This is a genomic window from Streptomyces sp. SID10853 (genome assembly GCF_010548145.1).
In the GTDB taxonomy this organism is placed as follows: domain Bacteria; phylum Actinomycetota; class Actinomycetes; order Streptomycetales; family Streptomycetaceae; genus Streptomyces.
This window is the reverse complement of sequence record NZ_JAAGLN010000012.1, coordinates 35,584-60,108: the sequence shown is the minus strand read 5'-3', so window position 1 is coordinate 60,108 and position 24,525 is coordinate 35,584. Positions and strand designations below refer to the sequence as shown.

Annotated in this window: 22 protein-coding genes and 1 riboswitch; of the genes, 12 read left to right on the top strand and 10 right to left on the bottom strand. The window is 71.3% G+C overall.

Going from position 1 to position 24,525, the window contains the following annotated elements; all coding sequences use genetic code 11:
- The first annotated feature begins 346 nt into the window (after positions 1 to 346).
- Together G3I19_RS05000 and G3I19_RS04995 are read left to right on the top strand one after the other, a co-directional pair.
- On the top strand, positions 347 to 787 hold the full coding sequence (locus tag G3I19_RS05000) for a hypothetical protein (protein WP_164259875.1): 441 nt from the start codon (positions 347 to 349) through the stop codon (positions 785 to 787).
- Between the two features lie 195 nt (positions 788 to 982).
- A complete protein-coding gene (locus G3I19_RS04995) occupies positions 983 to 1,588 on the top strand; it encodes a class F sortase (RefSeq protein WP_239073977.1) in 606 nt (201 codons plus the stop codon).
- A 23-nt stretch (positions 1,589 to 1,611) separates the two neighbouring features.
- Here the strand turns inward: G3I19_RS04995 and G3I19_RS04990 are convergent, their stop codons facing one another.
- From G3I19_RS04990 to G3I19_RS04975, 4 genes are all read right to left on the bottom strand, one after another.
- Entirely contained in the window at positions 1,612 to 2,256 is a 645-nt protein-coding gene (locus G3I19_RS04990; RefSeq protein WP_164259873.1) for a dihydrofolate reductase family protein, read from the bottom strand.
- 58 nt (positions 2,257 to 2,314) lie between these two features.
- Complete coding sequence (locus tag G3I19_RS04985) at positions 2,315 to 3,691, bottom strand: 8-oxoguanine deaminase (protein ID WP_164259870.1); 1,377 nt, start codon at positions 3,689 to 3,691, stop codon at positions 2,315 to 2,317.
- An 88-nt stretch (positions 3,692 to 3,779) separates the two neighbouring features.
- Positions 3,780 to 5,117, bottom strand: a complete 1,338-nt coding sequence (locus G3I19_RS04980) for a nucleobase:cation symporter-2 family protein (RefSeq protein ID WP_343234985.1) — start codon at positions 5,115 to 5,117, stop codon at positions 3,780 to 3,782.
- A gap of 146 nt (positions 5,118 to 5,263) precedes the next feature.
- Positions 5,264 to 6,346 (bottom strand): isopenicillin N synthase family oxygenase, encoded by a 1,083-nt coding sequence (locus tag G3I19_RS04975; protein ID WP_164259866.1) that lies wholly within the window; start codon positions 6,344 to 6,346, stop codon positions 5,264 to 5,266.
- A gap of 194 nt (positions 6,347 to 6,540) precedes the next feature.
- Between G3I19_RS04975 and G3I19_RS37265 the strand changes: the two genes are divergently transcribed.
- On the top strand, positions 6,541 to 6,825 hold the full coding sequence (locus tag G3I19_RS37265; RefSeq protein WP_164259884.1) for a hypothetical protein: 285 nt from the start codon (positions 6,541 to 6,543) through the stop codon (positions 6,823 to 6,825).
- 35 nt (positions 6,826 to 6,860) lie between these two features.
- On the opposite strand, the gene G3I19_RS04965 is transcribed toward G3I19_RS37265, so the two are convergent.
- Positions 6,861 to 7,457: a TetR/AcrR family transcriptional regulator gene (locus tag G3I19_RS04965; protein WP_164259864.1), complete on the bottom strand. Its 597-nt coding sequence runs from the start codon at positions 7,455 to 7,457 to the stop codon at positions 6,861 to 6,863.
- A gap of 113 nt (positions 7,458 to 7,570) precedes the next feature.
- Between G3I19_RS04965 and G3I19_RS04960 the strand changes: the two genes are divergently transcribed.
- On the top strand, positions 7,571 to 8,599 hold the full coding sequence (locus tag G3I19_RS04960) for an aldo/keto reductase (RefSeq protein WP_164259862.1): 1,029 nt from the start codon (positions 7,571 to 7,573) through the stop codon (positions 8,597 to 8,599).
- Between the two features lie 101 nt (positions 8,600 to 8,700).
- On the opposite strand, the gene metE is transcribed toward G3I19_RS04960, so the two are convergent.
- The gene (gene metE / locus G3I19_RS04955) at positions 8,701 to 11,025 is read right to left on the bottom strand and encodes a 5-methyltetrahydropteroyltriglutamate--homocysteine S-methyltransferase (protein ID WP_164259860.1); all 2,325 of its coding nucleotides are present in this window, start codon (positions 11,023 to 11,025) and stop codon (positions 8,701 to 8,703) included.
- A 161-nt stretch (positions 11,026 to 11,186) separates the two neighbouring features.
- Positions 11,187 to 11,408: riboswitch (cobalamin riboswitch) on the bottom strand.
- 217 nt (positions 11,409 to 11,625) lie between these two features.
- Here metE and G3I19_RS04950 point away from each other — a divergent pair.
- The gene (locus G3I19_RS04950; protein WP_164259859.1) at positions 11,626 to 12,153 is read left to right on the top strand and encodes a hypothetical protein; all 528 of its coding nucleotides are present in this window, start codon (positions 11,626 to 11,628) and stop codon (positions 12,151 to 12,153) included.
- 98 nt (positions 12,154 to 12,251) lie between these two features.
- Here G3I19_RS04950 and G3I19_RS04945 read toward each other — a convergent pair whose 3' ends face one another.
- The gene (locus G3I19_RS04945) at positions 12,252 to 13,085 is read right to left on the bottom strand and encodes an SAM-dependent methyltransferase (protein ID WP_239073971.1); all 834 of its coding nucleotides are present in this window, start codon (positions 13,083 to 13,085) and stop codon (positions 12,252 to 12,254) included.
- Between the two features lie 229 nt (positions 13,086 to 13,314).
- On the opposite strand from G3I19_RS04945, the gene G3I19_RS04940 reads away from it, so the two are divergent.
- On the top strand, positions 13,315 to 14,838 hold the full coding sequence (locus G3I19_RS04940; protein WP_164259855.1) for a carotenoid oxygenase family protein: 1,524 nt from the start codon (positions 13,315 to 13,317) through the stop codon (positions 14,836 to 14,838).
- 13 nt (positions 14,839 to 14,851) lie between these two features.
- Here the strand turns inward: G3I19_RS04940 and G3I19_RS04935 are convergent, their stop codons facing one another.
- Positions 14,852 to 15,745, bottom strand: coding sequence for a LysR family transcriptional regulator (locus G3I19_RS04935; RefSeq protein WP_164259853.1), 894 nt, complete (start codon positions 15,743 to 15,745; stop codon positions 14,852 to 14,854).
- Between the two features lie 111 nt (positions 15,746 to 15,856).
- On the opposite strand from G3I19_RS04935, the gene G3I19_RS04930 reads away from it, so the two are divergent.
- The 6 genes from G3I19_RS04930 (at position 15,857) to G3I19_RS04905 (ending at position 22,843) form a co-directional block, all read left to right on the top strand.
- The gene (locus tag G3I19_RS04930; RefSeq protein ID WP_164259851.1) at positions 15,857 to 17,386 is read left to right on the top strand and encodes an aldehyde dehydrogenase family protein; all 1,530 of its coding nucleotides are present in this window, start codon (positions 15,857 to 15,859) and stop codon (positions 17,384 to 17,386) included.
- Positions 17,383 to 19,122, top strand: coding sequence for a hypothetical protein (locus G3I19_RS04925; RefSeq protein WP_164259849.1), 1,740 nt, complete (start codon positions 17,383 to 17,385; stop codon positions 19,120 to 19,122). Before G3I19_RS04930 ends, G3I19_RS04925 begins: the two co-directional genes overlap by 4 nt.
- Complete coding sequence (locus tag G3I19_RS04920; protein ID WP_164259847.1) at positions 19,119 to 20,111, top strand: membrane dipeptidase; 993 nt, start codon at positions 19,119 to 19,121, stop codon at positions 20,109 to 20,111. Before G3I19_RS04925 ends, G3I19_RS04920 begins: the two co-directional genes overlap by 4 nt.
- A complete protein-coding gene (locus tag G3I19_RS04915; RefSeq protein WP_164259845.1) occupies positions 20,108 to 20,857 on the top strand; it encodes a hypothetical protein in 750 nt (249 codons plus the stop codon). The genes G3I19_RS04920 and G3I19_RS04915 overlap by 4 nt, the downstream gene beginning before the upstream one ends.
- A gap of 78 nt (positions 20,858 to 20,935) precedes the next feature.
- A complete protein-coding gene (locus G3I19_RS04910; protein WP_164259843.1) occupies positions 20,936 to 21,322 on the top strand; it encodes a RidA family protein in 387 nt (128 codons plus the stop codon).
- Between the two features lie 171 nt (positions 21,323 to 21,493).
- Positions 21,494 to 22,843 (top strand): MFS transporter, encoded by a 1,350-nt coding sequence (locus tag G3I19_RS04905; RefSeq protein WP_164259841.1) that lies wholly within the window; start codon positions 21,494 to 21,496, stop codon positions 22,841 to 22,843.
- A gap of 103 nt (positions 22,844 to 22,946) precedes the next feature.
- Here G3I19_RS04905 and G3I19_RS04900 read toward each other — a convergent pair whose 3' ends face one another.
- Together G3I19_RS04900 and G3I19_RS04895 are read right to left on the bottom strand one after the other, a co-directional pair.
- Complete coding sequence (locus G3I19_RS04900; protein ID WP_164259839.1) at positions 22,947 to 23,432, bottom strand: TIGR03668 family PPOX class F420-dependent oxidoreductase; 486 nt, start codon at positions 23,430 to 23,432, stop codon at positions 22,947 to 22,949.
- Positions 23,432 to 24,256: an LLM class F420-dependent oxidoreductase gene (locus G3I19_RS04895; protein WP_164259837.1), complete on the bottom strand. Its 825-nt coding sequence runs from the start codon at positions 24,254 to 24,256 to the stop codon at positions 23,432 to 23,434. The genes G3I19_RS04900 and G3I19_RS04895 overlap by 1 nt, the downstream gene beginning before the upstream one ends.
- Positions 24,257 to 24,525: the final 269 nt, after the last annotated feature.

Below are 24,525 nucleotides of genomic sequence, written 5' to 3'. Positions count from 1 at the left end.
CCCGCGCCCGCGCCACGCCACCCGGCAGCCCGCAATGCACCCCAACGGCAGGCGACGGCCTCCGCCGGTGGGGCACCGCCACCGGGCCCCGGGTCCGCCTCGTGTCGCGCCCGCGGTGATCACCCATTCGGCCGGGCTGCGGCCGGAGTGCTGCGGTGGCTCCGCGTACCAATCTGACCTGCGAGGATCCAGCTGACGGCCTGCCAGGCGGCGGAGTAGGAGCATGCTCCTGATGGGTGGTCAGGGAGCCGCGTGGTGATGGCTGCGTTGTGATCGGACCTGTGAGTACGGACTCGATCGTCTGCGGTGCACAGGTGCTGCATCCGTACTCACGGAAGGTTGGATCATGCGTTCTATACATGCGCTTCTGGGCACGGCCGCTCTCGGTGCGGCTGTCGTACTGACCGCTCCCTCGGCCCACGCCGCCGTGGTGCAGGCTCCGCAGACCAGCGCGGCCTGTTCGAAGGCCACCTCGGACGCCCAGAAGGCCGAGGCGGATTACCAGGCCGCGCTCAAGGACTACAAGGACCAGACCGCCCAGGGCGGTCACCCGGGCAAGGCCGAGCAGGACAACCTCGACAAGCTCCAGTCGAACGCCAACGCGCTGGCCTCGGACGCCGCCCGTATCTGCCCCGACTCCAAGATGCCGTCGGGCACCATGCGCACCGGCAGCGGCAGCACCAGCCAGGGCGTCAACAGCACGGACGTCGCGCTGGGCGCGGGCCTGCTCGCCGCTGTCGCGGCCGGGTCGCTGCTCCTGCGCCGCCGCGGCGACCGCCAGTCCTGACCAGGGTCCGCCCGCCGGATTCAGCCGCGCCCTCCTGTGCCCCGGGTGCTGTCCCGGGGCACAAGGGGCGTCGGCGCTCCGGCCCGTACGTCAGGCAGGCAAACCGTGGACCCGAACGTCCCCGCCGGCGTCCGTCCGCCACCGACGGAGACCACCGGCACCCTGCGCCGTGGCACCGTCGCGATGCTCGTCACCATGGCGGTCTGTCTCGCGGTCGCGCTGATCAGCAACGGCCTGCTGATACAGAAACCGCCGCCGCAGCCCGGAGCCGCCCAGGGCTTCTCCGCCCCCGGCCGCCCGTACGCCGGTGACGGGTCGGCCGCGCCCGCGCCCGCGCCGCTGCCGCCCTCCGTACCCGAGCGTGTGCGCATTCCCGCGCTCCGGGTCGACGCCCCGCTGACGCCGCTGGCCCTGGAGCCGAACGGCAGCCTCGCGGCCCCGCCGGACAACGCCCGTAACCTCGCCGGCTGGTACAAGGACGGCACCAGCCCCGGCGCGAAGGGCACAGCCGTCATCGCAGGCCACGTGGACAACCAGCAGGGCCCGGCCGTCTTCTACGGACTGGGGTCGCTGAAGAAGGGCAACACCGTCCGGGTCGTACGGACCGACGGGGTGACCGCCGTCTTCACCATCGACGCCATCGAGGTCTACACGGCGAAGGATTTCCCCGACCAGAAGGTCTACGGAGCCGCTTCGCGGCCGGAGCTGCGTCTGATCACCTGCGGCGGCGGCTTCGACAAGCAGCATCAGCACTACCTCGGCAACGTCGTCGTCTTCGCCCACCTCACCGGGACCGGCTGAGGCGACGTCAAGGTGACCCCGCGTCACTTCCGCCAGAACAGATGGTGGGTCACGCCGCTCGGGCTGGGTACGACGTCCAGATGGAACCGGTCGAGCAGCTCGTCGGGCGACTCCCAGAGCCGCAGCCCCGCCCCGAGCTTCAGCGGCGAGACGGCCACATGCAGAGTGTCGACGAGACCGGCGTCGAGGAACTCCCTGATGGTGGTGACTCCGCCGCCGAGCCTGACGTCCTTGCCCTGTGCGGCCTCCCGCGCCTGCTGGAGGACAGCGGCCGGGTCGTCGTCGACGAAGTGGAACGTCGTGTCGGAGAGTGTGATCGAAGGACGCTTGTGGTGGGTCAGGACGAACACCGGGGTGTGGAACGGGGGTTCATCGCCCCACCAGCCCTGCCACTCCAGGTCGGTCCAGGGACCGCGCTGGGGGCCGAACTTGTTGCGCCCCATGATCTCGGCGCCGATGTTGTGCGCGAAGTCCCGCGTGAGGTAGTCGTCCAGGCCCCGGCTCCCACCGGAGTCGGTGCGCATCGGCCAGCTCGCCGTGGCGCCCGCCCAGGAGAACAGCCGCTCGGGTTCGGCAAAGCCGAAGGGCCGCTCCAGGGTCTGGTCCGCACCGGCTGCGACCCCGTCGGCCGAGACGTTGAAGTTCTGGACTTTCAGCAGCTGAGTCACTTCTTCTCTCCTGTGGTGGTGTCGACAACGCAGGTATGACCGGCCAGGACGGAAGAACTCATCGGTCGCCGGTCAGCGAGGCCAGCCGCCGCGCCTGAGTGCGGGTGTCGCGGGCGACGGCGTCCTCGTCGACGGTGACGAGATGGCTGTCCTCCACGACCGGCTCGCCGTTGACGAGCAACAGCGTAAGCGGGGCCGGAGCGCCCAGCACGAGAGCCGCGATGGGGTCGGCGATGGAGGAGTGCAGCAGACCGTCCAGCTTCCACAGCGCGAGGTCCGCCAGCTTGCCGGTCTCCACCGAGCCGATCTCGTCCTCCCGGCCCAGTACGCGCGCACCGCCCATGGTGCCCATCCGGAGTGCCTGGCGGACGGTGAGGGCCTTCTCCCGGTGGTCACCGAGACGGTTGATCAGGAGTGCGTTGCGCAGCTCGGCGCCGAGCTGCCCGCATTCGTTGGACGCGGAGCCGTCCACGCCAAGGCCCACCGGTACACCCGCCGCGAGCAGGTCGGGGACGCGGGCGAGACCGGCAGCGACCCGGGCGTTGGAGGACGGACAGTGCGCGACACCGGTGCCGGTGTCGGCGAAGCGGGCGATGTCGGTGTCGGACATATGGATGCAGTGGGCCATCCACACGTCCGGGCCGAGCCACCCGGTGGACTCCAGCAGCTCGGTCGGCGTCATGCCGTACCGCAGCATGCAGTACTCCTCCTCCTCGCGGGTCTCACTGCCGTGGATGTGCAGCCGGACGCCCTTGTCGCGGGCCAGGGTTGCGGCCGAACGCAGCAGCTCGGACGAGACCGAGAAGGGCGAGCAGGGCGCGACGCCGACGCGGAGCATGGAAGCGGGGGACGGGTCGTGCCAGCGGTCGATCGCCGTCTCGGTGGCGAGCAGTGCCTCTTCCGTGCTCTCCACCGCGAAGTCCGGCGGCAGCCCGCCGTCCGACGCGCCCCGGTCCATGGAGCCGCGGGTGGGCGAGAACCGCAGGCCCATACCGGCGGCGGCGCGGATCTCGGCGCCCAGCAGATCACCGGCCCCGCGGGGGAAGACGTAGTGGTGGTCGGCGGTGGTGGTGACCCCGGACAGCGCCAGGGCCGCCAGCGAACCCTGCGCCGCGGCGTGCACCATCGGTTCGTCGATCCGGGCCCAGACGGGGTAGAGGCTGACCAGCCAGTCGAAGAGACTGCAGTCCTGCGCGAGGCCACGGGTGATCCACTGGTAGAAGTGGTGGTGGGTGTTGACGAGACCGGGAGTCAGCAGATGCCCGTCGCCGTCGATCCGCCGGACGACGTCCGTCAGATCCTTGGGCGCGGGCCCGGGGCCGGCCGACTCGATACGGTGACCGGCGACCACGACGTGGCCGGAGGTGTACTCGGTGCCGCTCGCGTCCATGGTGGCGAGCGCGCAGTTCTCGATGACAAGTCGGCCGACGGGCACGGTTGTTCCTCTCTGCTCCGGTTCTGCTCTGCTTCGGTGCTGCTCTGCTGCGGTGCTTCGGTGGTCCGGGGCGTTCCTGCGTGGCTGTTCAAGGCGCGGCCCGCTGCCCGGTGCGCCGTCGCGGGGTGTGGTTGAACAGCAGGTTGAGCGCGAAGGCGCAGACCGCGGTGCAGGTGATGGCGCTGCCGAAGATGATGCGCGCCCCGGCGGGCAGCCGGTCGTAGATGTGCGGGGCGGTGACCGGGACCATCCCGGCCACCAGCGAGATGGCGACGATCAGCAGGTTCGACGTGCCGTCGAAGTCGACATGGCGCAGGATACGGATCCCGACCCCGGCCACCATGGCGAACATGACCAGTGCGGCGGCGCCCACCACCGGGTCGGGCAGCGAGGCGACGAGGGAGCCGAGCCGGGGAACGCAGCCGAGCACGATCAGCAGGGCCCCGGCGGCGGCCGTGACCCAGCGGCTGCGCACCCGGGTCATCTCGACCAGCCCGAGATTCTCCGCGAAGACCGTGTCGGGGAAGGAGTTCATGACCCCGCCGATCACCCCGGACAGCCCGTCGGCGGCCAGCCCGCGGGCGAGGTCACCGGTGGTCAGGGGCCGGTCGGTCATCTCCGCCACCGCGAGCATGCTCGCGGTCGACTCCGTGAAGATCACCAGCATGACCACGCACATCGAGACCACGGCGGCCACCGGAAAGTGCGGCGCCCCGAAGTGGAAGGGCTCCGGCAGCCCGGCCCAGGGGGCCCGGGACACCTCCGAGAAGTCGGTCTGCCCGAGCAGGACAGCTGCGACGGTGCCCGCCACCATCCCCACCAGTACGGCGACCTGGCCGAGGAAGCCACGCGAGATCCGCATCACCGCCACGACCAGGGCGAGCACCCCGCCGGCCAGTAACAGCCGTACGGGGGCCGCGTAACCGGGGGCAGACGGGTTGTCCCCGGCCACCATCTGGGTGCCCACCCCCAGCAGGGACAGCCCGATGACGGTGATCACGGTGCCGCCGACCAGCGGCGGGAAGTAGCGCACCAGACGGGCGAACGGCGCCGCGACGAGCATTCCGAACACCCCGCCGGCCAGCATCGCCCCGTAGACCGCCGCCATCCCGTACTGCTGCGCGATGAGGATCATCGGCGCCACGGCGCTGAAGCCCGCGCCGGCCACGATCGGCAGCCGCACACCGAGGACCCGGCCCACCCCCACGCTCTGCAACAGCGTCACCACCCCGGCCACCAGCAGATCCGCGTCGATGAGCAGGGTCACGGTGGCGTGCGGCAGCCGGGTCGCGGCGCCGAACAGCAGGGGGACGGCGATGGATCCGGTGTACATCACCAGCACATGCTGGGCGCCCAGCAGCAGGAGCGCGCCCCACGCCGGGCGCTGGTCGACCGGGTGGCGCGGGGGCGGGCAGGTGTCTTCCACAGGACGGGACCTCTCCATACCTCTCCACAGTCTCCGGGCGCGGTGCGTCTCCGCGTGCGCGGTGGTCTCTCCGCGCGCGGCCAGGCGGGGCCCCTCGCCCTCGGCCGCTTGCGGGCGGGCGAAGGACACGCGTTGCCGGGGGCCGGTCAGTGATCGCCGGTGCGGGGGGATTCGTCGGCGGCGAGCAGCCGTGCACTCTCGCGCGCCGCGTCCTCGTGCGGCCGCAGTGCGCGAGAGCCCGCGAGTTTGGCGGTGATGTGGTCGCCGATGGTGACCGGCGGGTAGAGCGGGTCGGCGCCCGCGGGAACGCAGCCCGGCAGCGGACTGATCACGGCGTCGTGGTTGCCGTCGTGGAAGTACGCGGCGGACCTGCGGCGCACCAGCCGCCCCTCGGCGTCGGTCGGCGGCAGCACCCGGTGCAGCGTGGAGCGCCACTGGTCATTGGTCCAACGGGCCAGTGCATCACCGAGGTTGACCAGCAGCGCGCCTTCGGCGGGCAGTACGTCGTGCCACTGGCCGGCGTCGCCGAGGATCTGGAGCCCGGGCGCCCGGTCGGCCCAGAGCACGGTGACGATGCCGTAGTCGGTGTGCGCGCCCATGCCCATCCGGCCCCGGTCGACGTGGGTCTCGCCCGCGGGCAGCGCGTAGTTGTTCATACGCAGTACGTCGACGGAGTGGTCGGTGTACGGACCGAAGAAGCCCTCGTCGAGGCCCAGCGCGTGGGCGAACACCCCGGTCAGCAGCCGCGCCAGACCTCCGGCGTGCCGGAACCAGGTGTCGACGGCCGTCCGGAAGCCCGGGACACGGCCGGGGTCGGGCCAGCGGTTCGCGGCGAAGTGTGTGGCGGGCAGGGCGCCGCCGGTGTGCCCGGTGCCGTCGACACCGACGTTGAACGCTTCGAAGAGGTCCTCCGGCGAGGTCACCCCCAGGCTGAGACTGAGTTTCTCCGCACGGGGCGGGGTGTAGCCCCGGTTGATCTCCGGCGGGGCGACCAGGGCGCTCTTCTCCGCCCTGGGGAGGGCGAAGAACGCGTCCATGGCGTCGGCCAGGTCCTGTCCTGCGGCCGCGGGAATGCCGTGGCCGGTGATCTGCATGAAGCCAACCGTGCGGGCCGCGGCGTCGACGGCCGACGCGAGGGCGGCGCGCACTGACGCGCCGCCCTCGGCCCAGCGCGCGACATCGATGACAGGGACAGTGAAGTCGCCTTGCTGCGGGGGGACTTCGGTCATCGAAGGGCCTCCATCCGTGCGGGCGTGGGCAGCGGATCTCTCCACTGACGGTGTGTCACACCGTGGCGGAAGCGCGGTGAGCGTGTAAATGCCCGGCTCCGGATTCTGGCCGTCCACCCAAGACGGACGTGTTCCGTGCCCGTGGACCTTGGTCGAACCTCCAAAGCGGTTCTCTTCTGCGGCACTTGGGGCAGATGCGCGGGACACACCCCGGATCCCTCATATTTACCAGCTGCGTTGATGACCTGAGCCGCATCCGTGATATTCCATCGGCGCCAGGGCCAATCCGGATTCCGGGCACCTTCGAAGCGGGCAACGGACCCGTGAAGGTGCTCGTCGACGGCAAGCTCACCAAGACCCTGCGGGTCCACGGGGCTCCCACGCTCTACAGGCTCGTGGACGGGAAGACCGCCCGCCGGGCCACGGTGGAGATCCGGCCCGCCGGGGGTATCCAGGCGTACTCGTTCACGTTCGGCTAGCCGCGGCGCAGCGGCGGAGCTGTGGACGTCGGCCGTCAGCCCTTCGGGGTGCCGTAGCGGAGCCCGTCGACCAGCAGGGCGATCATGCGCTGGGTGTGGCCGTCGTTGTTCTCCCCGGCGGGCAGCGTCAGGTTGCCTATGGCGCGCAGCAGGTCCCAGGCGTCGGCGTCGGAGCGGATCTCGCCGGCCCGCGCCGCACGGTCAAGGAGCGCTTCGAGTGCGGGCTCGAAGCGCCGCTGGAAGTAGGGCGGCAGGCTGTCGTACGCCGGGTCGCCCGAGTGTAGGGCGGCGCTCAGTCCGCGCTTGGTGGCGATGAAGCCGGCGAAGCGCTGCAGCCACCGGCTCAGGGCCTCGACCGGTTCGTGCTCGGCGGCGAGGACGGGGGCTGCGGCGGCGCAGGCGTCGACCTCGTTGCGGAAGACGGCGGCGATGAGGTCCGAGCGCTGCGGAAAGTGCCGGTAGAGGGTGCCCGCGCCGACTCCCGCCTTCGCGGTGATCTGCCGGACGGGGGCGTCCACGCCCGATGCGGAGAACACTTCAGCGGCTGCCGTGAGCAGGGCGTCGATGCTGCGCCGCGCGTCGGCGCGCACGGCCTGGCGGGGCTGGTCTCCCGTCGTCGGGACGTCCGTCATGAGGGCTCCTTTTGCCAACCGGAACAACGTTCCGTATTGTGATGGTGGAACGTTGTTCCGCTTCTGCCAGCGTATCGCGCTGCGGCGGGACGTCCCACCCCAGGAGGAACACCATGAAGTACCGCACGCTGGGCCGGACCGGCATCAAGGTCAGCCCTTACTGCCTGGGCGCGATGATGTTCGGGGCCATGGGCAACCCCGACCACGACGACTCGGTCCGCATCATCCACAAGGCGCTGGACGCGGGCATCAACTTCGTCGACACCGCCGACGCCTACGCGCGCGGCGAGTCCGAGGAGATCGTCGGCAAGGCTCTCAAGGGGCGCCGCGACAACGTCGTACTGGCCACCAAGGCCCACCTCCCGATGGGAGACGACCCCAACCAGCGGGGCAACTCCCGTCGCTGGCTGGTCCGCGCGCTCGACGACTCGCTGCGCCGGCTGGGGACCGACCACGTCGACCTCTTCCAGGTCCACAGGCCCGACCCGGACACCGACGTGGAGGAGACCCTCTCGGCCCTCACCGACCTGATGCGCGCGGGCAAGGTCAGGGCCATCGGCGGCTCCACCTTTCCCGCGTCGGACATCGTCGAGGCCCAGTGGGTCGCGGAGCGGCGCGGCCTGGAGCGGTTCCGCACCGAGCAGCCGCCGTACTCGATCCTCAACCGGAGCATCGAGCGCGAGGTGCTGCCCGTCTGCGAGCGGTACGGGATGGGGGCCCTGGTCTGGAGTCCGCTCGCGGGCGGCATGCTCAGCGGCCGCTACCGCAAGGGCCGGCAGGCCGACACCCACCGGTCCGGCTTCGGCTTCAAGCACCTGGTCGACGAGCGGCGGCTCGATGCCGTCGAGCAGCTCATCCCGCTCGCCGACGAGGCGGGAATGCCGCTGACCCATCTGGCGACGGCCTTCGCGGTATCCCACCCCGGCGTCACGTCGGCGATCATCGGCCCCCGCACCATGAACCACCTGGACGACCTGCTCGCAGGTGCCGGGACCACCCTGAGCGACGAGATCCTCGACCGGATCGACGCCATCGTGCCCCCGGGCACCGACGTCGGGACGCTGGACATGGCCTACAACCCGCCTGCCGTCGGGCGGGCCGCCCTGCGCCGCCGCCCGGCCGATGAGCGCTCCGCCGCCTGACCGGCCGCCCCGGAACGGGGCTCCGGGCACCGGCTCCGGCTCCGGGCTCCGGAGCCGGAGGCCCGATCGGCGGCGGCCGACCGGGCCCGTAGTGCCGGGGGTCAGGCGTCCCCGGTGGCCAGTTCGGCGCGGACCTCACGGGCGGCACTCACCAGGTTCTCCAGGGACGCCCGGGTCTCGGGCCAGCCGCGGGTCTTGAGCCCGCAGTCCGGGTTGACCCAGAGCCGTTCGGCCGGGATGGCCTCAAGTCCCTTGCGGAGGAGGGCTGCCGCTTCCTCCGCGCCCGGTACGCGCGGGGAGTGGATGTCGTACACGCCGGGCCCCGCCTCGCGCGGGTAGCCATGCTCGGCGAGTTCGCGGGCGACCTGCATATGGGAGCGGGCGGCTTCGAGGCTGATGACATCCGCGTCGAGGTCGTCGATGGCCTGGACGATGTCGCCGAACTCCGCGTAGCACATGTGCGTGTGGATCTGGGTGCCGGGCCGCACACCGCTCGTCGTGAGGCGGAAGGACTCGGTGGCCCAGTCCAGATACGCGGGCCGGTCGGCGGCGCGCAGCGGCAGCGTCTCCCGCAGAGCCGGTTCGTCGACCTGGATGACGGAGGTGCCCGCTGCCTCCAGGTCGGCGACCTCGTCGCGCAGAGCGAGCGCGACCTGCCGGGCGGTGTCGCCGAGCGGCTGGTCGTCGCGGACGAAGGACCAGGCGAGCATGGTGACCGGCCCGGTGAGCATGCCCTTCACCGGGCGGCCGGTCAGCGACTGGGCGTACGTCGTCCACCGCACCGTCATCGGCTCCGGGCGGGAGATGTCGCCGGCGAGGACCGGCGGGCGGACATAGCGCGTCCCGTACGACTGCACCCAGCCGTGCTGGGTGGCCAGATAGCCGGTGAGCTGTTCGGCGAAGTACTGCACCATGTCGTTGCGTTCGGGCTCGCCGTGCACCAGGACATCCAGCCCCGCCTCCTCCTGGAAGGCGATCACCTGCTGGATCTCGGCCCTGACGCGTTCCTCGTAACCGGCACTGTCGATGCGCCCGCTCCGCAGCCCGGCACGTGCCGTACGCAACTCGGTGGTCTGCGGGAACGAGCCGATCGTCGTGGTCGGCAGGAGCGGCAGCCCGAGGTGGGCGCGCTGGGCGGCGGCCCGCTCGGGGTACGGCTGGGAGCGGTGCGCGTCTGCTTCCGTCACGGCCGCGGCCCTGGCCCGTACGGCCGGGTCCCGGGTGATCGCCGAGGCGGCCCGGTCGGCGAGGCAGGCGCGGTTGGCGGCCAGTTCGGCCGCGATGGCGCCGGTCCCTTCGGTGAGTCCCCTGGCGAGCGTCGCGATCTCGGCGGTCTTCTGCCGGGCGAAGGCCAGCCAGCGCAGGATCTGCGGGTCGACCTCCCGTTCGGCGCTCGCGTCGAGCGGGACGTGCAGCAGCGAGCAGGAGGCGGCTACGTCGACCCGGTCGGCCAGCCCCAGCAGGGTCCCCAGCGTGGCGAGCGACTTCTCCAGGTCGTTGACCCAGATGTTGCGCCCGTCGACCACTCCGGCGACCAGGCGCTTGCCGGGCAGCCCGCCGACAGCGGCCAGCGCGTCGATGTTGGCCGCGGCCGTACCGGTGAAGTCGAGCGCCAGGCCCTCCACCGGGGCCTTGGCCAGCACGGGAAGGGCGTCACCCAGCCGGTCGAAGTAGGAGGCGACCAGGAGCCTGGGGCGGTCGGTGAGCGAGCCCAGTTCGCGGTACGCCCGTGCGGCGGCGTTCAGATCGGCGGGGGTGCGGTCCTGGACGAGGGCCGGCTCGTCCAGCTGGACCCACTCGGCGCCCGCTGCCCGCAGATCGGCGAGCACCTCGGCGTAGACGGGCAGCAGCCGGTCCAGCAGGGTGAGCGGTTCGAAGCCGGCCGCCACGCCCGGGGCCGGCTTGGCCAGCAGCAGATAGGTGACCGGGCCGACCAGCACCGGGCGGGCGGCGAGCCCGAGTGCGAGCGCCTCCCTGAGCTGCCCGGTCTGCTGTGTGGAGTCGGCGCTGAACACCGTGTCCGGGCCCAGCTCGGGCACCAGATAGTGGTAGTTGGTGTCGAACCACTTGGTCATCTCCAGCGGCGCGACGTCCTGGGTGCCGCGTGCCATCGCGAAGTAACCGTCGAGCGCGTGGGTTTCGACCGCCTCGCGGTGCCGTTCGGGGACGGCGCCGACCATGACGCTGGTGTCCAGGACATGGTCGTAGTACGAGAAATCACCGGTCGGCACCTCCTGGATGCCGTTGTCGGCCAGGCACTGCCAGTTCGACCGGCGCAGAGCCGCCGCGGTCTCCCGGAGGCCGTCGGCGCTGACGCGGCCCTTCCAGTAGCCCTCGACGGCCTTCTTCAGTTCCCGGTTCGGGCCCTGGCGGGGGTAGCCGTACACGGTGGCCCGTGCTGCCGCGGCTGCGGGCTTCGCTGTCACGGAAATCTCCTTCGCGAGATGACTCCTTGAGATCCCGGGGACGGGACGCGAGCGCGAAGGGCTGACGGATCCGGGCGGTCCGCGCGTGCCACCAGGCACGGCTGTCCGCCGGTATACGCGCCGACCCGCCCACGAGGTCACCGGGATGTCCGCACGCGATCGGTCACGCGCGGGCAACGGGCAGGTCTTCGGACTTGTGGGCGCGGGCACCCGGAAGGGCATCCACCTACTGGCCGTCGCTTCCCAGACCCGGCCGGGCCCAGTGCGTATGACGGCGGTCGTTCCCACTCACCGCTGCGGGGCAGTCCCGGATTTCCACCGGGTTCCCTCTTACGACGCATCCCGCCTGGCGGACGGGGCGAACCAGTTGCACCCGCCAGCCTAGGCCGAGATGTCCCTCCGCGGAGGCATCCGCCCACATCGCGGACCGGTCGTGGACCGCGGCGTGAGACACCGGCCCTCCGGGTCCGGATGGCCTAAATGCCGCTGTCCCGTGATCAACCGGGCACATACTGCACAGGCAGGGGCCACCCCAGGCCCCGGCGCGGCGGCCGTGCGGCAGAGCGCGGCCCGCGCCCCGAGAAGGACGGAGCACTCACGATGAAGCGCCTCACCAAGGCCGCGACCGCGGCGGCAGCCGGCCTCCTGCTGCTCGGCACCCTGGCCACCGCCACGGCCACCGCGGCGAGCGGGACGTCCGCGGCGCCCGGCGGTGTGCTGGGTCCCGACGGCTACAAGGGACTCAGGCTCGGGCAGTCCGAAAGCGACGCGGAGAAGACCGGCCTGCTGGTGAACAAACAGACCACGCCCGGCTGCGACTTCTACCGCCTCGCCGCGAGCGAGGGAAAGCCGAACCTCGGCGGCGGTGTCTTCGTCGAGCCGCGCAAGGGCGTGGTGGTGATCACCGGGACGAACCTGATCCACACCCCCGAAGGGGTCACCATGGGCACCGGCCTCGACCGAGTCAAGGCCGCCTACCCCCAGCTCACGAAGGTCGGCGACTACATCTTCGAGACCCCCGTCCCCGGCGGCACCCAGGACGAGCGGTACCGGTTCGCGGTCGACGAGCAGAACCTCGTGGCTGACTTCGCCCTGGAAGCCACGGACCGGGGCACCTGCGACAGCTGAGGACGGAGCGGGGGCCCGGCGGGCCTTTCGGGGCTGGCCGGGTGTGGTTCCGGAGTGAGCCCGGGATTCTCGGTGTTCCCGGCGCTCTCGGGGTCGCCCTACTTCTTCACTCCGAGCCCCGCCCAGATCGGTGCCGACGCGGCGCCCGGCCCGGCGGCCGGATCGCCGATCTCGGGTACGTCCGTCCTGGGCCGCCACTCGTGGGGCGCGACCAGACCTGGATCGATCAGTTCCGTGCCGTCGAAGAAGCGCAGCGTTTCGTCCCGGGTGAGGGGCCGCAGGGCCGTGCCCTCGGCCGCGAAATCGTCCTGCAGAGTGGCCGAACCACCCGCCAGCTCCCGTGCGAACACCGATATCATCAGACAGCTGCCGACGGGCAGGGCGTCCATCAGACGCCGGACGACGGCATGCGGCTCGTCCTTGGGGTCGATCCAGTGCAGCAGCAGGCCCATCGTCAGGGCCACCGGCTGCCCGAGGTCGAGTGTGTCGCGCAGCTCGGCGGAGGCCAGGATCGCTTCCGGATCGGTGAAGTCGGCCTGGATATAGGCGGTACGGCCGACCGCGCTGCTGACATGGAGCGCCCGGGAGTGGGCGAGGACGATCGGATCGTTGTCCGCGTACACCACACGGGATTCAGGCGCGGTTTCCTGCGCGACCTCGTGCAGATTGGGTGAGGTCGGTATGCCCGTGCCGATGTCGAGGAACTGGCGGACGCCCGCCTCACCGGCGAGATACCGCACGGCCCGCAGGACGAACTCCCTGTTGAGCCGGGCGGCCAGCTGGACCGACGGCATCTTCTCCGCCACGGTCGCGGCCATGGCCCGGTCGGCCGGATAGTTCGTCTTGCCACCCAGGAAGACGTCGTAGATGCGGGCCGGATGGGCCCGGTCGGTACGCAGGTCGATCGGCGCACGCGCGTCGGTGTGGCTCATCCACTCGTCCGGTGACGGCAACGGAATCTCTCCCTCAGGTCTCAACGCTATGGGACGATAGTGAACTTGATCTGCGGTCATGTCCAACACGGGGGTGGTGCGGGCACCACCCCGGATCCGGGTCCCAAGCCTCCTGACGCGCCGCGCTGTTCGGAGCACGCTTTCCCTGTCACCGACGGAAGGTCCGGCAGACCGCTGCCGGCCGTCGGCCACGAAGGGGGAGAGCGGGATGGCCAGTCATACGCGGCGGAGGATTCTGCAGGGCGCGGCGCTCACGGCGGCGGGGAGCGTGGTCGGGGGTCTCGGGCTCGGCCCCTGCGTCTCGTCGGCGTCCGCGGCGGACCCGGCATCCACGGCGGACCCGGGGTCGGGGGAGGGGGCGCGGTCGTTCCCCTTCCTGGAGGGCGCGTTCGCGCCCGTCACCGAGGAACTGACCGAGTACGGCCTCAAGGTGACCGGCCGGGTGCCGCGTGACCTCGACGGCCGCTATCTGCGCACCGGGCCCAACGCGCTCGGCATCGAGGACCCGCGGGCGCACCACTGGATGCTGGGCGACGGAATGGTCCACGGGGTGCGGCTGCGCGACGGGCGGGCCGAGTGGTACCGCAATCGCTGGGTGCGCTCCTCGCAGGTGGCGAAGAAGCTGGGCGAGAAGTACCGGGGAGAGGTGCCGCCCGACGACTTCGCCGCCAACACGCACGTGATCCCGTACAAGGGGCGCATCCTGGCGCTCCAGGAGAGCGGACCGCTGCCGTACGAGCTGGACGGCGAGCTGAACACGGTGCGCCCGTACGACTTCCGGTCCACGCTGGAGGGCGCGTTCACCGCGCACACCAAATACGACGCGGCTGCCGACGAACTGCACGCGGTGGCGTACTACCCGACGTGGGACCACGTCCGGCACATCATGATCGACCGGACCGGCCGGGTGGCGCGGTCCACCAGGATCCCGGTGGCCGGCGCGCCGATGATGCACGACTTCGCGCTCACCGGGACGTATGTGGTGCTCGTGGATGTGCCGGTCACCTTCGACGCGGCGGCCGCGGGGGCGGGCGCGGCCGTGCCGTACAGCTGGAACGACAGGCACCCGATGCGGCTGGGCCTGCTGCCCAGGACGGGCGGCGCCACACGGTGGTTCGAGATCGACCCGGTCTACTACTCGCACACTCTGAACGCGTACGACCAGGGCGACACCGTGGTGCTGGAGTTCACCTCGATGCCCGCACCGTTCTATGCGGCGGGCCGGGGCAACGGCGGGCCCTCCGCGACCGGCACGCCCACGGTCAACCGGTGGACGATCGATCCGGACAGCGGGCGGGTGGCCGCCACCCGGCTCGACGACCGCCCGCAGGAGTTCCCCCGGATCAACGAATCGCTGGTGTCCCGCAGGCACCGCTTCGCCTACACCGCCAGTGCCGCCGAGATGTGGGTCGCGTACGGGACGGTCGACGGGGTGCCGCCGGACGACACGTTCACCAACTGCCTGGTGAAACACGACATGCTGCGCGGCAGTACGCAGGTGCACCGCTTCCCGAGGGGCGCGGCCGTCAGCGAGCCGGTCTTCGTGGCGCGCCGGGGCGCACGGGACGAGGACGACGGGTACGTCCTGGCCTATGTGAACGACCCGGAGCGCGGAGCGACCGACCTGGTGATCCTCTCGGCGCAGGACTTCACCGGGCACCCGCAGGCCCGTATCCAGCTGCCGGGCCGGGTGCCGCTCGGTTTCCACGGCAGCTGGGTGGCGGACGCCTGATGACCGTCCCCGCTCACATGTCGCCGAATCGCAGATCCGCCACCGTGGCAAGGAAGTTGCGCACCGAGGGAGTGTTCTGCCGGTCCGCGCGGCACACGGCGGAGACCGTGGAATAGGCGAGAGGGTCGGTCAACGGCACGTACCGCAGGGCGGGAAGCCGCAGGACCCGCAGGCAGTCGGGAACGATGGTGACGCCCGTGTTGGCGGCGACGAGCCCCAGCAGGGTCGGGAACTGCACTGCCTCCTGGGCGGTTTCGAGCCGCAGTCCTGCGTGGTGGCACAGCGCGGCGATGTGGTCGTACAGACGTGACACCTGGTGCCGGGGGAAGGTGAGGAACGGTTCTCCCGCGAGGTCGGCCAGCTCCACGGAGCTGCGGCCGGCCAGCCGGTGGGACTCGTGCACGGCGACGATGAGCCGCTCGCGGTGGATGCGCCGGACGACAAGACCGTCCGCCGCGTCCATCTCGCGGGCGATTCCCACGTCGAGGCGGCCCTCGCCGATCGACTCCAGCTGTGCGTCGGTCGTGGCCTCGGCCAGTTCCAGGTGCAGACCCGGCCAGGACTGCTGCATCGCCAGCACACTGCGCGGCACGATGCTCAGCGCGGCCGAGCTGACGAAGCCGATCCGCAGCAGGCCGATGTCGCCGTGCGCGGCATGCCCGACGGCGGACAGCGCGTGATCGGCCTCGGCCAGCACCCGGCGCCCCTGAGCCAGCAGCACCCGGCCGGCTTCGGTCAGCTCGACGCTGCGCGTGGTCCGGCGGAACAGCGGCGTCCGCAGTTCCTTCTCGAACTTGCTGATCTGCTGGCTCAGTGCCGGCTGGGCGATGTGCAGCCGCTCGGCGGCACGGCGGAAGTTCATTTCCGTTGCGACGGCAATGAAGTACCGGAGTTGACGGAGCTCCATGCGATTGATACTTGCAGCCTATCAATGCAAAGGCAATAGATACTTCTCTCGTGTCCGGTGACTGCTTAACGTTTGACGCGAAGCCGCTGTCGAACACCGAGGAGCTCCGCCGTGCCGGACATTCCGAACACCCCTGACCGCCCGACGACGCTGCGGCATCTCGTCGCGGGAGAGTGGGTGGACGGCGAGGGTGCCGAGGCGTACAGCACCGACCCCGCGCACCCGGACCGGGCCGTCGCCGTGTACCGGACGGCAGGCAAGACGCTCCTTGACCAGGCGGTCACCGCCGCGCAGGCGGCGCAGCCGGACTGGTCGGCGCAGGGGCTGATCCAGCGCGGTCTGGTCCTGCGCCGGGCGGCCGCGCTGCTCGCGGACCGCGCCGAGGAGATCGCGCTGCTGATGACGCGCGAGGAGGGCAAGACCCTCCCGGAGTCCCGCGCCGAGGTCGGCGCCTCGGTCGAGACCCTCTACTACCACGCCTCCCGGGCCCGTGCGGCGGACGGCGCCACCTTCCCGTCGGCCCACCCCGAGGAGATCATCCGTACCCTCAGGCGCCCTCTGGGGACCGTCGCCGCGATCACCCCGTGGAATTTCCCGCTGCAGATCCCGGCGTGGAAGATCGCCCCCGCCCTGCTGTGGGGCAACGCGGTCATCTGGAAACCGGCCAGTGACACCGTCGCCGTGGCCGCCGCCTTCGCCCGGGTCCTGGCCGACGCGGGAGTGCCGGCCGGTGTGCTGAACCTTCTCCTCGCACCCGGCAGCGTCGGCGCGGCGCTGGTGGCCCGCGAGGAGATCGCGGGGGTGACCTTCACCGGGTCGGTGACCGTCGGCCGGTCCATTCAGGCGGCAGCGGTCCCGCGCGGAGCCAAGGTCCAGATGGAACTCGGCGGCCACAACGCGGCCATCGTGCTGCCCGACGCCGACCCGGCAGCGGCCGCCGCCGACCTGGTGGCCGGCGCGATGGGCAGCACCGGCCAGAAGTGCACCGGGACGCGCCGGATCATCGCCGTCGCAGAGGCGTACGACGCCCTTGTGCCCGAACTGAAGAGCCGGATCGAGGCCCTGGTGGTCGGCGACGGCCTGGCCGACGGTGTGGGGATCGGTCCCCTGGTCTCGAACAAGGCACGGCAGGAGGTCGAATCGGCGGTCGAGCAGGCCCTGTCGGAAGGCGCCCAGGTGCTCGCACGCGCCGACGCAGGCCCCGCATCCGGGCCCGCGTCCGGGCCCGCCTCCGGTTCCGCGTCCGACGGAAGCTGCTACTACCCTCCCACGCTCCTCGCCGGCCACCCCGGCCTGACGATCTGTCACGAAGAGGTATTCGGACCCGTCACCACCCTGGTGCGCGCGGCCGATCTGGACGAGGCGATCCGCATCGCGAACGGCACCAGGTTCGGCCTCACGGCAGCGGTGTTCACCTGCGACGAGCGGGCCGTACGGCGCTGCGTCGAAGAGCTGGACGCCGGGCTGGTCAAGGCGAACGCGCCCACCACCGGATCGGAGCTGCACGCGCCGTTCGGCGGACTCAGGGACTCCTCCTTCCCGGCCCCGCGCGAGCAGAACGGCGACAGCGGCGCCGAGTTCTTCACCTGGTCCAAGACGGCGTACCTGCGTACCGGTACTCCGGCCCGGAGCCGGTCGTGACCGGCGGGCCACGGCCGCGCCCGACCGAACGGCTGCGCCGGGCCCAGCAGTCGGCCCGCCCGGCGGACCAGGTCCTCGACCCCGAGGACCTGGGGTCCGCCCGCCACACCCGGCACAGCTTCGCCCGCTCCTTCCTCCGCGTCGCCGCGGCACAGCGCTGGACCGTGACCCGCGAGACCTGGGACATCGACGCCCAGGGCCGAGGCGAAGCCGTCTACCGGATCGACGCCGAAGGCCATGAGCTGCGGCTTGCCGTCTTCTCCACGGTCCTGCCCGACGGGCAGCGTACGGACAGGGTCGTCGCCGACGCGTGGGACATCACCGCCGCCCTGGTCGAAGGCCCCTGGAACGAGACGCGGCACGCGGAACTGCGGGCACAGGTGCCGGGGCAGGAGAAGGGCCGCGCCGATGCCGCGACCCTGGTGTGGACACGCGCCAACCGCAGCAGGCGGTTCTTCGACTACGTGGTGGACCGGCTCGCCGAAGGCCGGCAGCCCGATCCCGCCGAACTGGGCGACGCCGCGTACGTGCTGCGCAGCACCGCCTTCTACAGCAACGGCAAATTCGGCCTCGCCGACTACGGCCGGCTGCCCGCGGACCACCCGCTGCGGCTGCCCTACCGGTCGCAGATGCTGACCGCGTGGCTGCTGCGCGAACTCAGCTACGACCTGGTCGAACACTGCGCCGCCGCGAAGAGCCCGGATGCCGTGGTGCTGGACGGCGACTGGCGCTGCTTCCTGGGGCTCGGCAACGCCACCGGCCTGGGCATGGTCCCCTATGTCATCAACCACCCGCAGGTGCTCGACGCGTGGTGCGCGGTGCGTGAACTCCCTCTCGCGTACGCCCTCGGCCGGACCACCTCACCGCAGGACGCGCGTACGGCGCGGGTGCGGCTGCTCATCGACCGGGCACGCGCGTACTACCGCGAACGGGACACCCTGGCCACCGCGCCCTATCTGCCGGGCCCCGAACTGGCCGGGCAGCTCGACAAGGTGGCGGAACTGCTCGCCGAATACCTCGCCACCGGCTCGATCCTGGGACACCCGACCGACCGGGCCTGGCACGAGCTGCACACGGCGGCCGGGGAGATCGGCCTGGAAGCGCGCGGAGTCGTCGACTCGGTGCTGGTCGAGGTCCACGACGAGCTGGACCCGGACATCGACGCCCTGCTCCACTGCGACCAGACCCTCCAGGTGACGCCAGGGCAGACCTGCGGTGAGCTCCGCTCCGATGTGCTCGACCGCTACGGCTGGGTGCGCCGTTTCGACTTCGACGACCCCGGCCAGCAGGCGCACTTCTGGTTCTCGTCGCAGGACAACGAGGAACCCAGGCGCGGCCGGCGGGGCACCGATCCCGGCGAGGAGGTGGAGCACCCGGTCGACATCGCCCGCGCGGTGACCGCGCTGCTCGGCGACCTGGAGCGCGCGGACGACGGCCGGCTCGTCGGAGAGTTCCTGCTGGCGCACCCGTGGCACCGCGGCGCGGTCGGACGGGTCCAGTCGCTCGCGGGGCTCCCGTACGCGGAAGTGCGCGCCAACCTGCTCGCCGAGGACTTTCTGCCCCTGCACCTGCAACGGTTCCAGCTGGCCCTGTACGGCATGGACAACTACAGCCCGCAGTCGACCGACTGGCTCCGGGTCACGCTCTTCTCCGGCGCCCCGCGGGCGTCCGACACAGCGGCCGGGACCGACCACGACTGGTTCTTCGTCCGCAAACCCCGAAAGGAGGCACCGTGAGTTCGCTCGCGCATGAGGACCTGGTCGTCGTGGACGGCCTGGAGATCAACAACTGGGACCGGAAGGTGCTCGAAGAGCTCCGTACCGGCGGTGTCACCGGTGTGAACGCCACCTGTGCCGTGTGGGAAGGGCCGAGCGAGACCACCCGGGCGATCGCCGACTGGTACCAGCTGGCCAGGGACAACCAGGACGTCGTCGTTCTCGCCGGGACGGCCGATGAGATACGGGCGGCGAAGGCCGCCGGCCGGGTCGCGGTGCTGCTCGGCTTCCAGAACACTTCGCCCTTCGGTGACGACTACCGGCTGGTGGAGGTGTTCCACCGGCTCGGTGTGCGCGTCGCGCAGCTCACGTACAACATCCAGAACCTGGTCGGCGGCGCCTGCTACGACGCACACGACTCCGGGCTGACCGCCTTCGGGCGGCACATCGTGGACGAGATGAACCGGGTCGGCATGCTCATCGACCTCTCGCACGTCGGCAACCGGACCTCACGCGATGCCATCGAGGCATCCGAGGGTCCGGTGGCCATCACCCACGCCAACCCGACCTGGTTCTTCGAGCATCCGAGGAACAAGCCGGCCGACGTCATCAAGGCCCTGGCCGAACGGGGCGGAGTCATCGGATGCTGCCTGTACCCCAATGTGCTGGGCGGCGAGCTGACCACCCGTGACCAGTTCTGCACGATGGTCGCCCGGCTGGTCGACGAGATCGGCCCCGACCATGTGGCGATCGGCAGCGACTGCACACGGAACTGGTCGCAGGACTTCGTCGTCTGGCTGCGCAACGGGCGCTGGCGGCCCGCATCGGCCAACCCGGTCGAGCCCGAATGGCCCGCGTGGCCGCGGTGGTTCGGCGGCCCGGAGGACTTTCCCGCCGTCACCGAGGGCCTGCAATCCGCCGGCCTGGACGACACCACCGTCACGAAGGTGATGGGGGAGAACTGGCTCCGGCTGTTCTCGGAGGTCTTCGACACCACGGAGGCACAGTGAACGGCGGACCCGAAGGCGCCGGTCACCGGGTCGCGGTACGCGAGATCCGCGAGGCCGCCTTCCGCGCGGTCGTCGCGGCCGGAGCATCCAGCGGAGAGGCCGCGACGGCCGCGGACCTCGTCGTGCTCGGCGAGGTCCTGGACGGTACGGGGGTCCGCGCGCTGGCCGACGAACTCGACCGTGTCCCGCAGGGCAGGCAACCGGTCTCGTGTTCCGGCGACACCCTTGTCGTACTCCACGACCCGGCCGGACGCGGGCCCCTGCTGCTCGGGCCCCCGGCGGCGGATCTCGCGGCGGCGGGCCGGCGCCCGGTCCTGCTGCCCGGAGCATGGACATCGCCGGTGGAGTGGATCCTCGTCAGCGCCGTGGCCCGGACCCGGACACCGCTGCTGGCCACCCGGATACGAGCGGACGGCTCACCCGGCGCCTGCGCGCTGGCCACCGCCGACAGCACGCTCCACCGGGCGGACCACCCCCGCGCCTTCGACGAGCCGCACGACGGCCAAGCTGCGGACACGGTCGAACCGCGCATGGCCGTACCGCCCGGTGAGGGCATCCTGCTCAGCCGCTGGAACGGGGACGCCCGCACCCCGGACCTGCTCGCCGGCCTGCCGCCGGCCCGCACCCCGGCCCGGCAGCACGAGCGCTTCGCCGCCGCCCTGACACACGGTCTGCGGGTCGCACCCGAACCGTGGGCCACGGTCTACGGCGCCTCACGCCGCTACCTGGTCCCCGAACACCCCTGAGCCCCGACACCGCACACACCGCACACACCCGCCAACCGGTCTGCATACATCGCACCGCACCGCAGAGGACGTCCCACCATGCCGACTCCGACTCTCTTCACCCACCCCGACGGCCGGCCCCGGCCCTACGCCGCCGCGGCCGTCCACAACGGCACGCTCTGGGCCTGCGGCCAGGTCCCCGTCACCGCCGACGGCGAAACCCCCACCGGCATCGGTGACCAGGTACGGCTGGCGCTGGACAACCTCGAAACCGTACTGACCGCGGCCGGTGGCAGTCTGGCCACGCTGCTCAAGATCACCGTGTACCTGGCCGACCTCGCCGAATTCGACGCGTACAACACGGCCTATCTCGCACGTCTGGCGGATGTCCCGCTGCCGCCCCGCACCACGGTGCAGGTCGCCGCCTTCCGTGGTGCCAAACGGGTCGAGATCGACGCGGTGGCGGCGGTCGTCCCCGGCCCGTAACGGCTCCCGCGCGCCTATCCGCTCCCGCACCCCTTCCCGCTGCCGCACTGCTTCCCGCTGCCGCAGCCTCTCCCTACGCCTCTCCCTCTGCCGCTCCCGCTCCCGGTTCCGCCGACCGGGGCGCGTCCGGTCATACCCCCGTGCTCCTGAACCCTTGATGGGACGGACCCGATGGACGTCGATACCCCCGCCGCAGCCGGCCACCGGACCGGCTCCTCGCTCGACACCGCTCACCTCAACAAATTCCACATCAAACTCACGCTGGTCTCCTCCGGAGGGCCGTTCCTCGACGGCTACATCCTCGGCATCATCGGCATCGCCATGGTGCAGATACAGGACCAGTGGAAGATGAGCATCCTCTGGTCAGGACTGATCGGAGCGTCCGCGCTGATCGGCGTCTTCGTCGGCGGAGCGGTGTTCGGAGCGGTGACCGACCGCATCGGGCGCAAGTTGATGTTCATGATCGATCTGATCGCCATCATCGTCTGCTCCGTACTGCAGTTCTTCGTCACGAACGAGGTCGAGCTCTTCGTGCTCCGGCTGCTCATCGGCATCGCCGTCGGCGCGGACTATCCGATCGCCACATCCCTGGTGACCGAGTTCGCCCCCAAGGCGTGGCGCGCGAAACTCCTCGGCGGGCTGAACGCCATGTGGTTCGTGGGAGCGACAGTCGCCGCCTTCGTCGGGTACGTCCTGCTGCGCTCGCCCGACGGCTGGAAGTGGATGCTCGCGTCGTCGGCGATCCCCGCGGCCGTCATTGTCTGCGCCCGTGCCCGCATCCCGGAGTCCCCCCGCTGGCTGCACAGCAAGGGCCGTACCCAGGAGGCCGTCGACGTCCTGCGGCAGACGGTCGCCGAGGACGCCACCCTCGCTGACCTGCCCGAGGAGGAGGGCGCGGTCCCGATGCGCGCTCTGCTGACCGGCGGCTATCTCAAGCGCGTCATCTTCATCTCGGTCTTCTGGACCTGCACCATCGTCACCCTGTTCGCCATCTACGCCTTCGGGCCCCAGGTCCTCGCCCTGTTCAACCTGAACGGCGGCGCCGACGAGGCCAATCTGGGCTACGGCCTGATCAACCTGTTCTTCCTGATCGGCAATGTCGTCGCCCTGCTCCTCGTCGACCGGCTGGGCCGGCGCCCCGTCCTCATCGGCGGATTCGCGGTCTCCGCACTCGGTCTGCTCTACCTCGCGGTCGCACCCGACTCGGGCCTGTGGATGGTCGCCGTCGCGTTCGCGGTGTACGCGGTGTTCAACGGCGGCCCTTCGATCCTCGAATGGATCTATCCGAACGAACTGTTCCCCACCGAGGTCCGCGCCACCGCGGTCGGGCTGTGTACGGGGATCAGCCGGATCGGCTCCGCCATCGGAACCTTCGCGACCCCGTGGTCCCTGGCGTCACTCGGCCTGAGCGCCACGATGTACATCGCGGCGGGCATCGCTCTCGTCGGAGCCCTGGTCAGTTTCCTCATGGCACCGGAGACCAAGAACACGGACCTGCATGTGACGGCCGCCCTGGGCTGACCGGGCCGGGGGGGCGGGCTGACCGGGCGGGGACCGGTCAGTACCGGGACCGGTCAGTACCGGGACCGGTCAGTACCGGGACCGGTCAGCGCCGGGACCGGGGTCAGCGGCTCTCCCGCCCGGCCGGTTCCCCGGCTCGCTCCCCGCCCTGTTCCCCGGAGAACGCCCGCCACCCCGTCCAGCGCGTGACCTGGACCTCCACGACCTCGCCCGCCGGTGGCCGGTCCGCGTACTGCTGTGGGTACTTCGCGACGAGCAGAGCCGTACGCCGTGCCGCGTCCGACGACCGCCCGGCAGGCGGCAGCACCCGGGCCTGCCCGTCCGCACGGGCCCACCACAGCTGCTCCCAGTCCTCCCGGTAGCAGTCGGCGAGCAGGCACACCCCGGGGCTGGCCCGGATGTTGGCCAGCCGTTGGAGACGGGCCGACCGCTTGGGCTTGTGGTCGACGGCCATGACCAGCGTGTCGCCCGTCACCGCGAAGACCACCGGCACCAGATGCGGGCGTCCCGCGGCGTCGGTGGTCGCCAGCCGGGCCACCCTGGACGCCGCGAACCGCTCGTGTGCCTCGGCCGCGGTCATACGGGGCATCAGCGGAAACGCGCCGCGACCTCGGCGAGCCGGTCGAGCCGTGCCAGGGCGGCGGGCTCCGGATCGGACGGCAGATAGAACAGCACCCGCTCCACGCCGAGTTCCGCGTACTCCTCGATCCCCTCGGGAGCGTCGGGCACCGCGTAGACGGTCACGGGCACTTCGCGGCCCGCCGCGGCGCGTACCTCCGCGATCTGCGGCCGCAGCGTCTCGGGCGGCACGCTGTTGGCCAGCCAGGCGTCACCGAGGTTGGCGACCCGGGGGAAAGCGCCCCTGCCGCCGCCGACGTAAATCGGCGGGTGCGGCCGCTGTACGGGCTTGGGCCAGGAGTACACCGGGTCGAAGTCGACGAACTCGCCGTGGAACTCGGCCTTCTCCTCGGTCCACAACGCGATGATCGCGCGCAGCCGCTCGTCGACGAGCCGGCCCCGGGTGGCGGCGTCGGTGCCGTGGTTGGCCATCTCCTCACGGTTCCAGCCGACGCCGACACCGAAGACCGCCCGGCCCCCGGAGATCAGGTCGAGCGAGGCGATCCCCTTTGCGGTGTGGATCGGGTCGCGCTGCGCGACCAGGGCGATGCCGGTGCCCACCAGGAGCCGTTCGGTGACAGTGGCGACAGCGCTCAGTGCCACGAACGGGTCGAGCGTGCGGTAGTAGATGTCGGGAAGATCGCCGCCGCCGGGGTACGGCGAGCGGCGGTCGACCGGGATGTGGCTGTGCTCGGCGATGAACAGCGAGTCGAAACCGCGCTCCTCGATCGCCCGTCCGAGGGAAGCCGGCCGGATGCTCCGGTCGGTGATAAAGGTGGAGATCCCGAACTTCATACAGCTCCTTCGTCGCTGATTCCCGCCGGGCTCCGGCCCGCCGGTCCGGGGTGCGCGGGGCCGGGGCTACGACGGCGCGGCCCGCCGCGCATTGTCGGCACCGGTGGAGGACAGCAGCGGTGCGGCGCGCCGGTGCCGGGGCGCCGCCGCCGCTCGGCCGCCGTCCGGGACCGCTGTTCCGGCGGGCTCACCCTCCGGCAGCCCGTTCCCGGCGGTCCGGTCCCGTACACACAGCCGACAGGAAGTTGTCACACCAGGACCGGAATGCG

What these genes read in the sequence shown, in the direction of transcription:
- G3I19_RS04995 (WP_239073977.1), top strand. Translation starts at nt 983, where the DNA reads ATGGCGGTCTGTCTCGCGGTCGCGCTGATCAGCAACGGCCTGCTGATA.
- G3I19_RS04960 (WP_164259862.1), top strand. Translation starts at nt 7,571, where the DNA reads ATGAAGTACCGCACGCTGGGCCGGACCGGCATCAAGGTCAGCCCTTAC.
- G3I19_RS04895 (WP_164259837.1), bottom strand. Translation starts at nt 24,256, where the DNA reads ATGAAGTTCGGGATCTCCACCTTTATCACCGACCGGAGCATCCGGCCG.
- G3I19_RS04940 (WP_164259855.1), top strand. Translation starts at nt 13,315, where the DNA reads ATGGCCAGTCATACGCGGCGGAGGATTCTGCAGGGCGCGGCGCTCACG.
- G3I19_RS04910 (WP_164259843.1), top strand. Translation starts at nt 20,936, where the DNA reads ATGCCGACTCCGACTCTCTTCACCCACCCCGACGGCCGGCCCCGGCCC.
- G3I19_RS04905 (WP_164259841.1), top strand. Translation starts at nt 21,494, where the DNA reads ATGGACGTCGATACCCCCGCCGCAGCCGGCCACCGGACCGGCTCCTCG.
- G3I19_RS37265 (WP_164259884.1), top strand. Translation starts at nt 6,541, where the DNA reads ATGCGCGGGACACACCCCGGATCCCTCATATTTACCAGCTGCGTTGAT.
- G3I19_RS05000 (WP_164259875.1), top strand. Translation starts at nt 347, where the DNA reads ATGCGTTCTATACATGCGCTTCTGGGCACGGCCGCTCTCGGTGCGGCT.
- G3I19_RS04935 (WP_164259853.1), bottom strand. Translation starts at nt 15,745, where the DNA reads ATGGAGCTCCGTCAACTCCGGTACTTCATTGCCGTCGCAACGGAAATG.
- G3I19_RS04975 (WP_164259866.1), bottom strand. Translation starts at nt 6,346, where the DNA reads ATGACCGAAGTCCCCCCGCAGCAAGGCGACTTCACTGTCCCTGTCATC.
- G3I19_RS04900 (WP_164259839.1), bottom strand. Translation starts at nt 23,432, where the DNA reads ATGCCCCGTATGACCGCGGCCGAGGCACACGAGCGGTTCGCGGCGTCC.
- G3I19_RS04965 (WP_164259864.1), bottom strand. Translation starts at nt 7,457, where the DNA reads ATGACGGACGTCCCGACGACGGGAGACCAGCCCCGCCAGGCCGTGCGC.
- G3I19_RS04945 (WP_239073971.1), bottom strand. Translation starts at nt 13,085, where the DNA reads ATGAGCCACACCGACGCGCGTGCGCCGATCGACCTGCGTACCGACCGG.
- G3I19_RS04950 (WP_164259859.1), top strand. Translation starts at nt 11,626, where the DNA reads ATGAAGCGCCTCACCAAGGCCGCGACCGCGGCGGCAGCCGGCCTCCTG.